Raw genomic sequence first — 13263 nt, 5'->3', positions numbered from 1 at the left:
CGCAAAAGTGTGCAGCGGTTTTGCGATAACAACATGCGGCGATAGAGCATCATGGACAACGGGAAGATCAAAAAGAAAGCGCCGCCCCGCCGCAAGGCACCGGCGCGGCCGAAGAGCCTCTATTCGCAGGACGAGCTGAAGGAGATTTTCCGGCGCTTCTCCATCCAGCGGCCTGAGCCGAAGGGCGAGCTGGAACACGTCAATCCGTTCACGCTGGTCGTCGCCGTGGCACTCTCCGCGCAGGCGACGGATGCCGGCGTCAACAAGGCGACGCGCGCGCTCTTTGCCATTGCCGACACGCCGGAAAAGATGCTGGCTCTCGGCGAAGAGAAGGTTCGCGACTACGTCAAGACGATCGGGCTCTACCGCAACAAGGCGAAGAACGTCATCGCGCTCAGCCAGATGCTGATCGAGCGCTTCGGCGGCGAGGTGCCGCGCACGCGGGAAGAGCTCATTATGTTGCCGGGCGTCGGCCGCAAGACGGCGAATGTCGTGCTCTCCATGGCCTTCGGGCAGGCGACGATGGCAGTCGACACACATATCTTCCGCATCGCCAACCGCCTGCTGCTGGCGCCCGGCAAAACGCCGGACGAGGTGGAGGATCGGCTGATCCGCCTCATCCCTGACGAATACCTCTACCATGCGCACCATTGGCTGATCCTGCACGGACGCTACTGTTGCAAGGCGCGCAAGCCGGAATGCGAGCGCTGCGTCATTGCCGATCTCTGTCGGTCGCCGGAAAAGTCCTGCGACGTGCCGGCGCCCCTGGTGGAGCTCCCGGCGCAGCTCTACGGCCCTACGCCCTGACGAGGCCGTCGAGCAGGTCGGCGATCGCGCTTTCATAGATCGTGCGGTCCGCCCCCGCCTCGATGGCGATCGCCGCGCGGTCGAAGGCGGCGGAGAGCATTTCCGTCAGCGCCTGGAGTGTTGCGGTATTTGCTCCTGCTCCAAGGAAGTCCGATAGGCCTGCCTTCAGCGTCGCTTCGGCATTCTGCCGGTCGATCGCAACGACGCTTTCCAGCCCGAGCACCGCCGGCGCTTCGAGCAGGAGCAGGCGTGTGCGGCCAGGCTTGATCATGGCGTCGAAATAGGCCGATGCACCGAGAAGGAGTGCCTCCCGCGGTGAGGTGCTCCGCACCGCTCCCTCTTCGATGTGGGCCGCCACGGCTTCGCCTTCGCGTTCAAGCACCGCACGAAAAAGCGCTCTCTTGTCCTCGAAATGATGGTAGAGCGCGCCGCGTGTCACGCCCGCTTCCGCCACGATGTCGGGCGTGGCGGTCTCCGCATAGCCCTTTTCCACGAAAAGTCGTCGCGCCGCCTCGATCAAAGCGAGGCGTGTTGCCTCGGTGCGTTCCTTGTTGCTGCGTGCCATTCTTTCTCTTTACATACAAACTGAACGTATGTTAAATGATAAAACATACAAACTGCATGTTTGTTTTGAAGGCAATTCCAGCAAAGGTGTGAAGCAGTTTTGCGTTTGGACTTGCAGGAAACAAGAAAGGGAAAGAGATGAAAACCACCGCCTACTATCCCGTGATCATGACAGACGACGTGGCCGGCACCGCCGCCTTCTACGAGACCCATTTCAAGTTCGAAGCCCTCTTCGACAGCGGTTGGTACATCCATCTCCAGTCCAGGGAAGACGAGAAGGTGACGCTCGCCGTGCTCGACGGCGCGCATTCGACGATCCCGGCGGTCGGTCGCGGCAAGGTCTCAGGCCTGCTGTTGAACTTCGAGGTGGAGGATGTCGATGCCGTCTACGACGCTCTGCGCGCCGCGCGCCTCCCGATCCTGCTCGATCTCCGCGACGAGGATTTCGGCCAGCGCCATTTCATCACGGCTGATCCCAACGGCGTGCTGATCGATGTCATCAAGCCGATCCCGCCGAAGGGCGAGTATGTCGCGCTCTACGAAGCGTCAGTTCTGCCGCAGTGAGAAGCCCGGATCCTTGCGGCTCAAGGCCTTGTGGAGATGCACCATGAGGCCGGCGGCGAAGAGCGGCGTCAACAGGTTGACGATGGGGATGGCGAGGAACGCCGCGACGAGCAGGCCGGCCAGAAGAACCGTGGAGGCGTGTTTGGCCCGAAACAGCCGCGCTTCCGCAGGGGTACGATAGCGCATCGCCGCGAACTCGAAAAATTCCCGGCCGAGCAGGTAGCCGTTGACCAGGAAGAAGGCGACGAGATTGACGCCTGGAATGAACAACAGGAACAGTGCGATGAGGTTGCCGAGGATGACGATACCGAGGAATTTGATCGATCCCGCAATCGCCTGGCCCAGTGGCAACGCCGTACCCGGCGCTTCCGTGGGATAATCGCGCTTCTCGATGACGTCCGCGACATCGTCGAGGAAGAGGCCGGCGATAAGCGCCGTCACCGGCGCCAGCAGGAGGGCAAGGCCAAGCGCCAGGCCGAGGCTGGCGATGATGCCGAAGACGAAGGTGAGCCAGCCGGCCCATTCCGGCAGATCGGGCATCACCGCACCCTGCAGCCACGGCCACGCGAAGGCGACAAAACTCTCCCGCAGGCCGAACCAGATAGCAACGAGGGCGAGAAGCGTGAGCCCGATGACCTTCCAGAAGACGCCCCGCGTCTCCGGGGCGAAGAGATTGCCAAGCGAGAGCCGGGCAGCGTTGAAGATCATCGGAAACTCCTTTTCGCCTACAGCGCCGCGCGTCATTGATGACGGCAAAGGTCGCTCTCGTGCTTTTGACTCCGTGCATACCCCCGTAAACCGATTCCGATTTACGGGGGTATGCGGCAGGCATGTAGGGTGTGGAAAAGCGCCCGGCAAGGCAGGAGGTCACGACCGGCTATTAAGCCTGCGTTAAACGACCGCGCCTAGACTCGCCCGCACACGCACGAAGCTGTGTCGCGCCCAAGAAAATCAGGGAACTGTCATGCGCAATGTCCGGATCAGCAGGCTTCTGCCTGCGCTCTTCGTCCTCATGGTTGTCCTGGGCGCGCTGCAAGGCATCGTTGCCTTCCGCTCGCTCTCGACGATGACCGGCCATATCGAGCGTATCGGCGCGGAACGCATGCCGCAGATGAGCAGCATCCTGCAACTCAGCCACGCCTTTTCCGAACTTCACGCGACCTATTCCGAACACCTGCTGTCGATGGATCCGGACGAGATCGGCCGCATCGAGGCGCGCATCAAGGAGCGTGCCGACGCCTTCGCCGGCATGGTCGATAGTTACGCCGCCGCCAACAGCGGCGACCCGGCGACGGCCACCGAGATCGATGGCATCAAGGCGACGCTGAAGACCTATATCGACGAATCCGCAAAACTCATCCAGTTCTCGGCCATTGGCGCCAAGGGGCCGGCGCTGGAGGCCTACAAGGGCCCGATGCAGGCGAGCGCCGACGCGATCACCGCCTCGCTCAACGATCTCGTCGCCAGCACCCAGAAGGTGACGGAAGAGACGATCCTTTCGGCGCGCGGCGAGGAAGGCTCCGCCTTCGCGCTAACCTGGGCGTCGCTCGCCGTCACGATGGGCATTGCGATCGCCGCGATCTTCCTCGTCAACCGCCGCGTGGTAAAACCGCTCAACGGCCTTGCCGGCGCAATGAAGCGGCTGGCCGAGGGCGATACCGCCGTCGCCATTCCGCATGCCGACCGCAAGGACGAGATCGGCGAGATGGCCGGCACCGTCGCCGTCTTCCGTGACAATGCCGCCGATCGCCAGCGCCTGGAACGCCGCAGCGAGGACGACCGCCATCGGGCGGACGGCGAGCGCCAGGCCCGCGAGGCGGAGCGCACCCGCGACAGCGGCCGCGTGCAGGAGGCCGTTGCGAGCCTTGCCGACGCGCTTGGCAAGCTTGCTGCCGGCGACATGACCTGCCGCATCGAGCAGCCTTTCGATGGCGATCTCGATCGACTGCGCGAGGACTTCAACGCGTCCGTCTCGCGCCTTAGCGACGCGCTGCGCGAAGTCGGCGAGAATGCCCGGGCGATCGACGCCGGTGCGAGCCAGATCCGGGCCGCCGCCGATGACCTGTCGCGACGCACCGAGCAACAGGCGGCCTCGGTCGAGCAAACTGCAGCTGCACTCGAAGAGATCACCACGACCGTCAAGGATTCGACCAAGCGGGCGGAAGAGGCCGGCGCACTCGTTGGCCGCACACGCTCGGGCGCCGAAAAATCCGGCGAGATCGTGCGCCGCGCCGTTTCGGCCATGCAGGAAATCCAGAAATCGTCGAGCGAGATCACCAGCATCATCGGTGTCATCGACGATATCGCCTTCCAGACGAACCTGCTTGCGCTGAATGCCGGCGTGGAAGCGGCGCGCGCGGGCGAGGCCGGCAAGGGCTTTGCCGTCGTTGCACAGGAGGTGCGCGAGCTTGCCCAGCGCTCGGCCAAGGCCGCCAAGGAAATCAAGACGCTGATCAACACGTCCGGCGAACAGGTGCGCACCGGCGTGTCGCTCGTCGGCGATACGGGCCGCTCGCTCCAGACCATCGTCACCGAGGTGCAGGAGATCAACAGCCACGTGCAGGCGATCGTCGAGGCCGCGCGCGAACAATCGACCGGCCTCCAGGAAATCAACACCGCCGTCAACGCGATGGATCAGGGCACCCAGAAGAATGCCGCAATGGTCGAGGAAACGACGGCGGCAAGCCACGGCCTCGCCTCGGAAGTGCAGGCGCTGAATGCGTTGATCGGCCGCTTCAACGTCGGCGGCAGCACGGCGACCGGTCGCAGCAGGCAGGCGCCCCACCTCCACGTGGTGCCCTCCACCCCCGCGGCACCGCCCATTGCGCCAGCGCCAGCCCTTGTCCGCAAGTCGCCCGGCCAATGGAACGTCAAGCCGGCCGGCAGCGGTGCGCGCCCGGTCAGTTCGCCGGCGCTCGCGCTCAGCGAAAAGCTGGCCGGCGCGCTCGGCGTCCGCCAGGACAAGGGGCCGGATGGCGATTGGGAAGAGTTTTGAGACGCGGCAATCAGGGGCGCCGTCTCGACTGACACCAAAGGGGCAGAAATCTCTCCTCCGTCATGCTCGGGTCAGGCCCGAGGACGACGTTGAGAGTGTAGAAAAGTCCGCGCAAAAAGCTCCACGACGGGGTTACGCCCCGCCGTCTTCCGGCGGATAAAGATGTGTCTCTCCTCGGAAATCGCGCACGCGAAAACACCCCTCATCCGCCTCTTCGACAGCAAGCGAATCCGCCCTTACCTTGCCGTGTCCACCGGGAATATCGAGGATGTAGGTCGGCTGGCAGAGGCCGGAGACGCGGCCGCGCAGGCTTTCGACCAGCGCCCGGCCTTCGGCGAGCGTCAGGCGGAAATGGGACGTGCCGGGCGCAAGGTCGGGGTGGTGCAGGTAGTAGGGTTTGATGCGGTTCTCGACGAAGATGCGCATCAATTCCGCCAGCACCGCCGCGTCGTCGTTGATGCCCTTCAGAAGTACCGTCTGGCTGATCATCACGATGCCGGCGTCGACGACACGGGCGACGGCGGCACGGGCTTCCACAGTGAATTCGCGTGGGTGGTTGGCGTGGAGCGCCATATAGGTCGTCTTGCCGGAGGCTTTCAGCGCGGCGACGAGGGCGGCGTCGATGCGCGCGGGATCGACCACGGGCACGCGGGTGTGGAAACGCACGATTTTCACATGCGCGATCGCGGCCAGCCGTTCCATGATGGCGTGCAGGCGGCGCGGGGAGAGCACCAGCGGGTCGCCGCCGGTCAGGATCACTTCCCAGATCTCCGGTCGCTCCGCGATATAGGCGATGGCCGTATCGAGCGCCTTGCCGGACAACGTGCCGAGGCCTTCCGGCCCGACCATTTCGCGGCGGAAGCAGAAGCGGCAATAGACCGGGCAGACATGCACCGCTTTCAGCAGCACGCGATCCGGATAGCGATGCACGATGCCCTCGACGGGGCTGTGCGCGAGGTCGCCGATCGGGTCGGCGCGCTCTTCCGGCAGCGTCGCCAGTTCGGCAGCATCGGGGATGAACTGCAGGGCGATCGGGTCGAGCGGATCGGTGGCATCGATCAGCGAGACGAGCGACGGCGTGACGGCGACGGCATAGCGCTCGGCAACGGCGGCGGCATCGGCGCGCTTCTCTTCGGCAATGAGGCCGGCGTCGACGAGTTCGGCCACCGTCGTCAGGCTGCGCGCGACCGTCATGGCGCCGTCTCCGCAACGGGCGCCCAGATCACCTGGTCGATACGCGAAGCCCCGGTCGTCAGCATCACCAGCCGGTCGAAGCCGAGCGCGATGCCGCTCGCCTCCGGCATGATGGCAAGGGCGGCCAAAAAGTCCTCGTCGAGCGGATAGGTCTCGCCGTAGACGCGCGCCTTTTCCGCCATTTCAAGTTCGAACCGCCGGCGCTGTTCCGCCGCATCCGTCAACTCACCAAAGGCGTTGGCCAGTTCCACGCCGCAAGCATAGAGCTCGAAGCGCTCGGCAACGCGGCGGTCATGCGGTGCAGGCCGCGCGAGAGCGGCTTCCGCCATCGGATATTCGCACAGGATGGTGGCGCGGTCGAAGCCGAGTTCCGGCTCCACCTTTTCCACCAGCACGCGGCTGAACAGGTCGGCCCAGGTGTCGTCCTCCGCAACGCGCAGACCCGCTGCCTGCATGGCAAAGGCCAGGCGCTGCCGGTCCGTCGCGCCATCGGGATTGATAGAGCCAAGCAGGTCGATGCCGGCATGGCGCTGGAAGGCCTCCGCCACCGTCAGCCGTTCCGGCGCAAGCGTGGGGTCGCAGGTCGCGCCGCGGTAGGTCAGCAATGGAGTTCCCGCCACCTCGGCGGCAAGCGCCAGCATTTCTGCGCAATCCGCCATCAGCGCGTCATAGGTCTCACCCGCCCGGTACCATTCCAGCATGGTGAATTCCGGGTGGTGCAGCGGCCCGCGCTCGCGATTGCGGTAGACATGGGCGAAGCAGGCGATGCGCGGCTCGCCGGCGGCCAGAATCTTCTTGCAGGCGAATTCCGGCGAGGTGTGCAGGTAAAGCGGGGTCAGGGCACCGGAATGGCCGATCGCGGTGGTCTCGAAAGCGTGCAGATGCGCCTCGTTGCCGGGCGAGACCTGCAGCGTCGCCGTATCCACCTCGATAAAATCGCGGCTGCCAAACCAGCCGCGCAGCGCCGCCTGGATGCGGTTTCGCGCCATCAGGAACGGCCGGCGGTCAGCATGGACGTCGGGCGTCCACCAGGGTGAAGGTTTTGGGCTTGTGGCACGCATGTGACAGGTTTCTTCGGCCATACCGGCGGACAGACTGGTCTTTTGCCGGAATATAGAGTAGTTGCGGCCCCGAAACCGCTTTTTTATCGCTCGGGGAAGACGTCTCTAGGCGGTCCTCTACGACGCGATCCATCCAGTTACAAGGAAGACTTATGGTAAAGATCATCGCCTCTTCCGTCCGCAAGGGCAATGTCCTCGAGGTCGAAGGCAAGCTCTATGTCGTGCTGACGGCGCAGAACTTCCACCCGGGCAAGGGCACGCCGGTCACCCAGGTCGACATGCGCCGCATCTCCGACGGCGTGAAGGTTTCCGAACGCTACCGCACGACCGAACAGGTCGAGCGTGCTTTCGTCGAGGATAGCGAGCACAACTTCCTCTACCAGGACGGTGACGGCTTCCACTTCATGAACCCGCAGAGCTATGACCAGCTCACCATGTCGGTCGCGGACATTGGCGACCTGAAGGACTATCTCCAGGAAGGCATGACGGTCGTGCTGTCGGTTTACGAGGGTGTGGCGATCGCCATCGACCTGCCGCGCCATGTGACGCTCGAGATCATGGAGACCGAGCCGGTCGTCAAGGGCCAGACCGCATCGTCCTCCTACAAGCCGGCGATCCTGTCGAACGGCATCCGCACGCTGGTGCCGCCGCACATCTCGGCCGGCACGCGCGTCGTCATCGCGACGGAAGACGGTTCCTACGTGGAACGCGCCAAGGATTGATCCGTTGCTTACGGATACAGAAAGCCGCCTGCCGGAAACGGTGAGGCGGCTTTTTTCTTTCAACTTGCGGAAAATCCGTTAAGACCAAATCCCGGCTCTTACTAACGGATACGGGAATCCCGCATGACCAAATTTGACGTGCTGACGGTTGGCAATGCCATCGTCGACATCATTGCGCGCTGCGACGAAAACTTCATCACGGACAACGGCATCATCAAGGGGGCGATGAACCTCATCGACGCCGAGCGCGCCGAACTGCTTTATTCCCGCATGGGCCCGGCACTCGAAGCCTCCGGCGGCAGCGCCGGCAATACCGCCTCGGGTGTCGCGAGCTTCGGTGGCCGCGCCGCCTATTTCGGCAAGATCGCCAAGGACCAGCTTGGCGATATCTTCATCCACGACATCCGCGCCCAGGGCGTGCATTTCGAGACCAAGCCGCTTGCCGGTCCGCCGCCGACCGCCCGTTCGATGATTTTCGTCACGCCCGATGGCGAGCGCTCGATGAACACCTATCTCGGCGCCTGCGTCGAGCTCGGACCGGAAGACGTCGAAGAGCATGTCGTGGCCGAGGCCAAGGTCACATATTTCGAAGGCTATCTGTGGGATCCGCCGCGCGCCAAGGATGCGATCCGCGAATGCGCCCGCATCGCCCATGCCCATGGCCGCGAAGTGTCGATGACGCTCTCCGACAGTTTTTGCGTGCACCGCTATCGCAGCGAATTCCTGGATCTCATGCGTTCCGGCACCGTCGACATCGTGTTCGCCAACAAGGCGGAAGCCTTGGCGCTCTACGAGACGGAGGATTTCGAGGAGGCGCTGACCCGCATCGCTGAGGATTGCCGTCTGGCGGCCGTGACGATGAGCGAGGAAGGCTCGGTCATCCTGACGAAGGGCGAGCGCATCAAGGTGGAGGCGATCAGCATTCCGAGCGTCGTCGACACGACGGGCGCGGGCGATCTCTATGCCGCCGGCTTCCTCTACGGCTATACGGCCGGGCGCTCGCTTGCCGATTGCGGCAAGCTCGGCAGCCTTGCGGCTGGTCTCGTCATCCAGCAGGTCGGACCCCGTCCGCTGCTGTCGCTGGCGGACGAAGCGAAGAAGGTCGGCCTTATTTAAAGGCCTCGCCGGGATAGGCGCCCCAGATCTCGTTCTGCGAGACCCAGCCCGCCGTGCCGTCCACTTCGGCACGGCACCAGTCGCCGTTGCATTCGCCGACCTTGACGACGACGCCCGGCTGGATTTTGGCGATAAGCGTCGAGTTCGGCATGCCTTCGCGGCGCATGTTCACATAGATGCTTTCGCCCTTGCCGCGCATCCATGGCGCGGTCACGGCGGTGCGCTCGCCGGAGAGCAGCGCCTGGTTGACCCAGCCTTCCGTGCCGTCGGCATCGCGGATGCGGCGCCAGTTATCATATTCCTGGATGATTTCGACCGGCACGCCGGACTTGAGATAACGCCAGGCCACGGCATAATCGACGCTGGGGCCGACGCGCAGGTTGACGCTCTTCGCCTTGAGGCTGACGAAGCGCGGCAGCGGCAGGCCGCTCGGCCCCTTGGACGCCTGGGCATGGGCGGACTGAAGGCCCGCAACCGAAACGAGGATGCCCGCAAGGGCGACAAGACTGAGACGAACGACAAGGTTACGCATGGAGAACCCGCACAAAACTGAAGAGGGCATCGGGCTGCCGAACCGGTCAGCGGTGGCAAATCGCGGGGACCGCTATTTGGGCGGATTGTCTTCGCGACCGGGTCTGGTAGAAAATGCCCCTGATGAAGCAATCCTTGCCCAACTTGGTTAAGGACCCGTCAACAGGACGCTGGAACATCCCATGACCCAGAAGAAAAAACCGAAGGTCTATATCACCCGCCGCCTGCCCGAGGTCGTGGAGACCCGGATGCGCGAACTGTTCGACGCGGAACTCAACATCGACGACACGCCGCGCACTCAGCCCGAACTCGTCGCCGCCGTGAAATCGGCGGACGTCCTGGTGCCGACGCTGACCGACCGGATCGACGCCGCGCTCATCGAGCAGGCTGGACCTCAGCTGAAATTGATCGCCTGCTTTTCCAACGGCGTCGACAATGTCGACGTGGAAGCGGCCGCCCGGCGCGGCATCACCGTCACCAACACGCCGAACGTCCTGACCGAAGACACCGCCGACATGACGATGGCGCTCATCCTCGCAGTCCCTCGCCGGCTTGCGGAAGGTGCGCGCATCCTGACGGATCGGAGGGGCGAATGGGCCGGCTGGTCGCCGACCTGGATGCTCGGCCGGCGCATCTGGGGCAAGCGGCTCGGCATCGTCGGCATGGGCCGCATCGGCACCGCCGTCGCCAAGCGCGCCAAGGCCTTCGGCCTGTCCATCCACTACCACAACCGCCACCGCGTGCGCCCGGACACGGAAGACGCGCTGGAAGCGACCTATTGGGACAGCCTCGACCAGATGCTCGCCCGCGTCGATATCGTCTCGGTCAACTGCCCCTCGACACCGGCGACCTACCACCTGCTGTCCGCCCGCCGGCTCGAGCTGATGCAGCCGTCGAGCTACATCGTCAACACGGCGCGCGGCGGCATCATTGACGAAACGGCACTGATCAAGTGCCTGCGCGAGGGCAAGATTGCCGGCGCCGGCCTCGACGTGTTCGAGAACGAGCCGGCGGTCAATCCGAAGCTCTTGAAGCTCGCTACCGAGGGCAAGGTCGTCCTGTTGCCGCATATGAGCTCGGCGACGCTCGAAGGCCGCATCGACATGGGCGAGAAGGTGGTGATCAACATCCGCACCTTCTTCGACGGCCACCGCCCGCCGGATCGCGTGCTGCCGAGCCGGGTCTAAAGCAGTTCCAGCCGAAGCGGCATCGCTTCGGCGTCGGGAAATGCTTTAAGCGAGTGTCTTGCGCATCTCGATCGAGGTGGGGCGGCTAAAACCGGGATGGGCATTTTCGGCCGTCCTGACGAAGCCCCACCGCGCAAAGGCGGCATGATTTTCGACAAGTTCGATGCGCGTCTCGAGGCGAAGCACCGGCAGATGCTGTTCGCGGGCCAGCGCCTCCGCTGTTTCCAGCAACAGCCGCCCGATGCCCCTGCCTTGAAAGGCCGGCCTGACCGCAAGCTTGCCGATGTAGAGCGATTCGATCTCCGGACGGCAGAAGATGCAGCCGAGCAGCGTTTCGCCTTGCAGAGCCACAGAGGCGATTTCCACGCGCGCCTTGGCGGCGAGCGAGGCTGCTGTCATCCGGTGTGCGGAAGACGGCGGATCGATGATGCCGTCCATGTAGGCGAAGGCGTCAAGGATGAGCGACAGCAGATCATCCCAGCGGCCGAAATCAGGATCGATCCGGATGATCTCCGTCATGCGCCAGTGGTTCGCCGCCGGGCATATTTCAGCGTCTCGAAGCGAGCGGCGAGGCCGTCATAGAGCATCAGGCGGCCGACCAGCGGCTCTCCGGCGCCGGTGACGAGCTTGATCACCTCCATTGCCATCAGCGTGCCGATGACGCCCGTCAGCGCGCCGACAATGCCGGCTTCCGCGCAGGCCGGCACGACGCCCGGCGGCGGGGCGGACGGGAAAAGATCGCGGTAGCCGGGGTTAAGGCGGCCATCCGCGGATTGCTCATAGGGCTTCAGCACGGTCAGCGAGCCATCGAACCGGCCGACGGCGCCGGTGACGAGCGGGATGCGCGCGGCTTCGGCCGCGTCGGCGGAGGCATAGCGCGTGTCGAAATTGTCTGAACCGTCGACAAGCATGTCGTATCCGGCAAGCAGCGAGGCAGCGTTCGCCCCCGTCAGGCGCTCGGCGACGCCGCTAAAGCGCACATGCGGATTGAGGCGGGTGACGGCGGTCTCGGCGCTGGCGATCTTTGCGATGCCGATGCTGGCTGTGTCGTGGATGATCTGGCGCTGGAGATTGGAAAGCGACACCGTGTCGTCGTCCAGCACGCCGATATGGCCGATGCCGGCGGCGGCGAGATACTGGATGACGGGTGCGCCGAGGCCGCCGGCGCCGATGATCAGCACGTTCGCCTGCTTGAGCTTCTGCTGGCCTGCGCCGCCGATTTCGGCGAGCACGATATGGCGGCGATAGCGGTCGATCTCTGCAGCGCTCAGGGGATCGGTCATGTCACAATACCTCCATTCGAGACGGTGAGAAACTGCGCGCGCTCGCCGAGCGCGTCGAACATCGACCGGTCGGTGCCGGTCATGAATGACTGGCCGCCGAGCGCATCGACGCGGTCGAACAGGGCGGCGCGCCGGCCCTCGTCGAGATGGGCAGCGATCTCGTCGAGCAGCAGCACCGGGGCATGGCCGGTCATGCCGCCGACGAGGCCGGCATGGGCGAGGATGAGGCCGACGAGCAGCGCCTTCTGCTCGCCCGTGGAGCAGCGCTCGGCCTCCATGTCCTTCTCGCGGTGGCGAATGAGGAGGTCGGCGCGGTGCGGGCCGTCCAGCGTGCGGCCGGCGGCCGCGTCGCGGTAGCGCCCGCTTCGCAGCATGTCGAGATAGATGTCTTCGATCTCGTAGGCCGGTCGTTGCCATTCCTCGTCGAGAAAGCCGGAAAGCCGCATCGTTGCGGAGGGGAACGGGCCATCGTCGCGCGCCGCCTCCACGAGACCGGAAAGCAGGCCGACGAGTTCGTGGCGGGCATGCGCCATGGCGATGCCGAGTTCGGCCATCTGCTTTTCTAGCGCCGTCAGCCAGGCGGGATCGGGCCGTGGTTCGGAGAGCAGCCGGTTGCGGCCGCGCATGGCCTTTTCGAAATCCGCCGCACGCCGGCCGTGTTCGGGATCGAGCGACAACACGAGCCGGTCGAGGAAGCGGCGTCGGTCGGCGGAGGGGCCGGTGAACAGGCCGTCCATGGAGGGCGTCAGCCATACTACGCGCAGATGGTCGAGCAACTCGTCGACGGTGCGGACCGGCGTGCCGTTCAACCGGAGTTTTCGCGCCTGTCCCTCGTCGCCGCCTTCCGTGCCTGTGCCGATATCGACCTCGTCCATCATGCCGTCGAGCGTCGCGAAGACGGAGAAGCCGGCCTCGGCACCAGCGCGCACGACATCGCCATAAGCGGCGCGGCGCAGGCCGCGGCCGGGGGAGAGCAGGGAGACTGCTTCCATGAGATTGGTCTTGCCTGCACCGTTCTGTCCGGTCAGCACGACATGCCGGCCGTCGAGCGGCAGCGACAGGCCCGCATAGTTGCGGAAATCCGTGAGCTTCAGGCGGGAGAGGAAAACCTTGTGCGGCATGGGGCCAGAGCTAGAGCATTTTTCCGCCAAGGGGAATCACCTCCCGGCGCATAAATCGGGCAACAACAGAAAGATGCGGCAACCTGTCGAGCCGCATCAGGGCATAGATGGGTGTTGC

14 protein-coding genes are annotated in these 13263 nt (G+C 64.6%); 6 read left to right on the top strand and 8 right to left on the bottom strand.

From position 1 onward, the window contains the following. Window positions 1-51 precede the first annotated feature (51 nt). Window positions 52-807 carry an endonuclease III gene (gene nth, locus ACT6VE_RS19365; protein ID WP_444800146.1) on the top strand — a complete coding sequence of 252 codons (756 nt, stop codon included), beginning with the start codon at window positions 52-54 and terminating at the stop codon, window positions 805-807. Here nth and ACT6VE_RS19360 read toward each other — a convergent pair. Further along, window positions 797-1372 carry a TetR/AcrR family transcriptional regulator gene (locus ACT6VE_RS19360; RefSeq protein ID WP_444800145.1) on the bottom strand — a complete coding sequence of 192 codons (576 nt, stop codon included), beginning with the start codon at window positions 1370-1372 and terminating at the stop codon, window positions 797-799. The genes nth and ACT6VE_RS19360 overlap by 11 nt on opposite strands. Window positions 1373-1509: 137 nt before the next feature. On the opposite strand from ACT6VE_RS19360, the gene ACT6VE_RS19355 reads away from it, so the two are divergent. Then, window positions 1510-1935: a VOC family protein gene (locus ACT6VE_RS19355; RefSeq protein WP_444800144.1), complete on the top strand. Its 426-nt coding sequence runs from the start codon at window positions 1510-1512 to the stop codon at window positions 1933-1935. On the opposite strand, the gene ACT6VE_RS19350 is transcribed toward ACT6VE_RS19355, so the two are convergent. After that, window positions 1918-2643, bottom strand: a complete 726-nt coding sequence (locus ACT6VE_RS19350; protein WP_444800143.1) for a sulfate transporter family protein — start codon at window positions 2641-2643, stop codon at window positions 1918-1920. The two genes, ACT6VE_RS19355 and ACT6VE_RS19350, sit on opposite strands and share 18 nt — an antisense overlap. A gap of 256 nt (window positions 2644-2899) precedes the next feature. On the opposite strand from ACT6VE_RS19350, the gene ACT6VE_RS19345 reads away from it, so the two are divergent. Beyond that, the gene (locus tag ACT6VE_RS19345) at window positions 2900-4930 is read left to right on the top strand and encodes a HAMP domain-containing methyl-accepting chemotaxis protein (protein ID WP_444800142.1); all 2031 of its coding nucleotides are present in this window, start codon (window positions 2900-2902) and stop codon (window positions 4928-4930) included. 132 nt (window positions 4931-5062) lie between these two features. On the opposite strand, the gene ACT6VE_RS19340 is transcribed toward ACT6VE_RS19345, so the two are convergent. Together ACT6VE_RS19340 and epmA are read right to left on the bottom strand one after the other, a co-directional pair. Further along, on the bottom strand, window positions 5063-6124 hold the full coding sequence (locus ACT6VE_RS19340) for a lysine-2,3-aminomutase-like protein (RefSeq protein ID WP_444800141.1): 1062 nt from the start codon (window positions 6122-6124) through the stop codon (window positions 5063-5065). Then, window positions 6121-7185 (bottom strand): EF-P lysine aminoacylase EpmA, encoded by a 1065-nt coding sequence (gene epmA, locus ACT6VE_RS19335; RefSeq protein ID WP_444800140.1) that lies wholly within the window; start codon window positions 7183-7185, stop codon window positions 6121-6123. The genes ACT6VE_RS19340 and epmA overlap by 4 nt, the downstream gene beginning before the upstream one ends. Window positions 7186-7337: 152 nt before the next feature. Between epmA and efp the strand changes: the two genes are divergently transcribed. Together efp and ACT6VE_RS19325 are read left to right on the top strand one after the other, a co-directional pair. Then, window positions 7338-7907 carry an elongation factor P gene (gene efp / locus ACT6VE_RS19330; protein ID WP_444800139.1) on the top strand — a complete coding sequence of 190 codons (570 nt, stop codon included), beginning with the start codon at window positions 7338-7340 and terminating at the stop codon, window positions 7905-7907. Window positions 7908-8030: 123 nt separating this feature from the next. After that, window positions 8031-9023: an adenosine kinase gene (locus ACT6VE_RS19325; protein WP_444800138.1), complete on the top strand. Its 993-nt coding sequence runs from the start codon at window positions 8031-8033 to the stop codon at window positions 9021-9023. Here ACT6VE_RS19325 and ACT6VE_RS19320 read toward each other — a convergent pair. Continuing rightward, entirely contained in the window at window positions 9016-9555 is a 540-nt protein-coding gene (locus tag ACT6VE_RS19320) for an SH3 domain-containing protein (protein WP_444800137.1), read from the bottom strand. The genes ACT6VE_RS19325 and ACT6VE_RS19320 overlap by 8 nt on opposite strands. 181 nt (window positions 9556-9736) lie before the next feature. Between ACT6VE_RS19320 and ACT6VE_RS19315 the strand changes: the two genes are divergently transcribed. Further along, on the top strand, window positions 9737-10741 hold the full coding sequence (locus tag ACT6VE_RS19315; RefSeq protein ID WP_444800136.1) for a 2-hydroxyacid dehydrogenase: 1005 nt from the start codon (window positions 9737-9739) through the stop codon (window positions 10739-10741). Between the two features lie 45 nt (window positions 10742-10786). Here the strand turns inward: ACT6VE_RS19315 and ACT6VE_RS19310 are convergent, their stop codons facing one another. Genes ACT6VE_RS19310 through recF form a run of 3 tightly spaced genes read right to left on the bottom strand, consistent with a single transcriptional unit; the run spans window position 10787 to window position 13145 of the window. Next, on the bottom strand, window positions 10787-11260 hold the full coding sequence (locus ACT6VE_RS19310; RefSeq protein WP_444800135.1) for a GNAT family N-acetyltransferase: 474 nt from the start codon (window positions 11258-11260) through the stop codon (window positions 10787-10789). Further along, window positions 11257-12024, bottom strand: a complete 768-nt coding sequence (moeB, locus tag ACT6VE_RS19305) for a molybdopterin-synthase adenylyltransferase MoeB (protein WP_444800134.1) — start codon at window positions 12022-12024, stop codon at window positions 11257-11259. Before moeB ends, ACT6VE_RS19310 begins: the two co-directional genes overlap by 4 nt. Continuing rightward, window positions 12021-13145 carry a DNA replication/repair protein RecF gene (gene recF / locus ACT6VE_RS19300; RefSeq protein WP_444800133.1) on the bottom strand — a complete coding sequence of 375 codons (1125 nt, stop codon included), beginning with the start codon at window positions 13143-13145 and terminating at the stop codon, window positions 12021-12023. The genes moeB and recF overlap by 4 nt, the downstream gene beginning before the upstream one ends. Between the last annotated feature and the right edge of the window lie 118 nt (window positions 13146-13263).

The sequence above is a fragment of the Shinella sp. genome (assembly GCF_052438155.1).
Taxonomy (GTDB): domain Bacteria; phylum Pseudomonadota; class Alphaproteobacteria; order Rhizobiales; family Rhizobiaceae; genus Shinella.
This window is presented reverse-complemented; position numbering and strand designations above follow the sequence as displayed.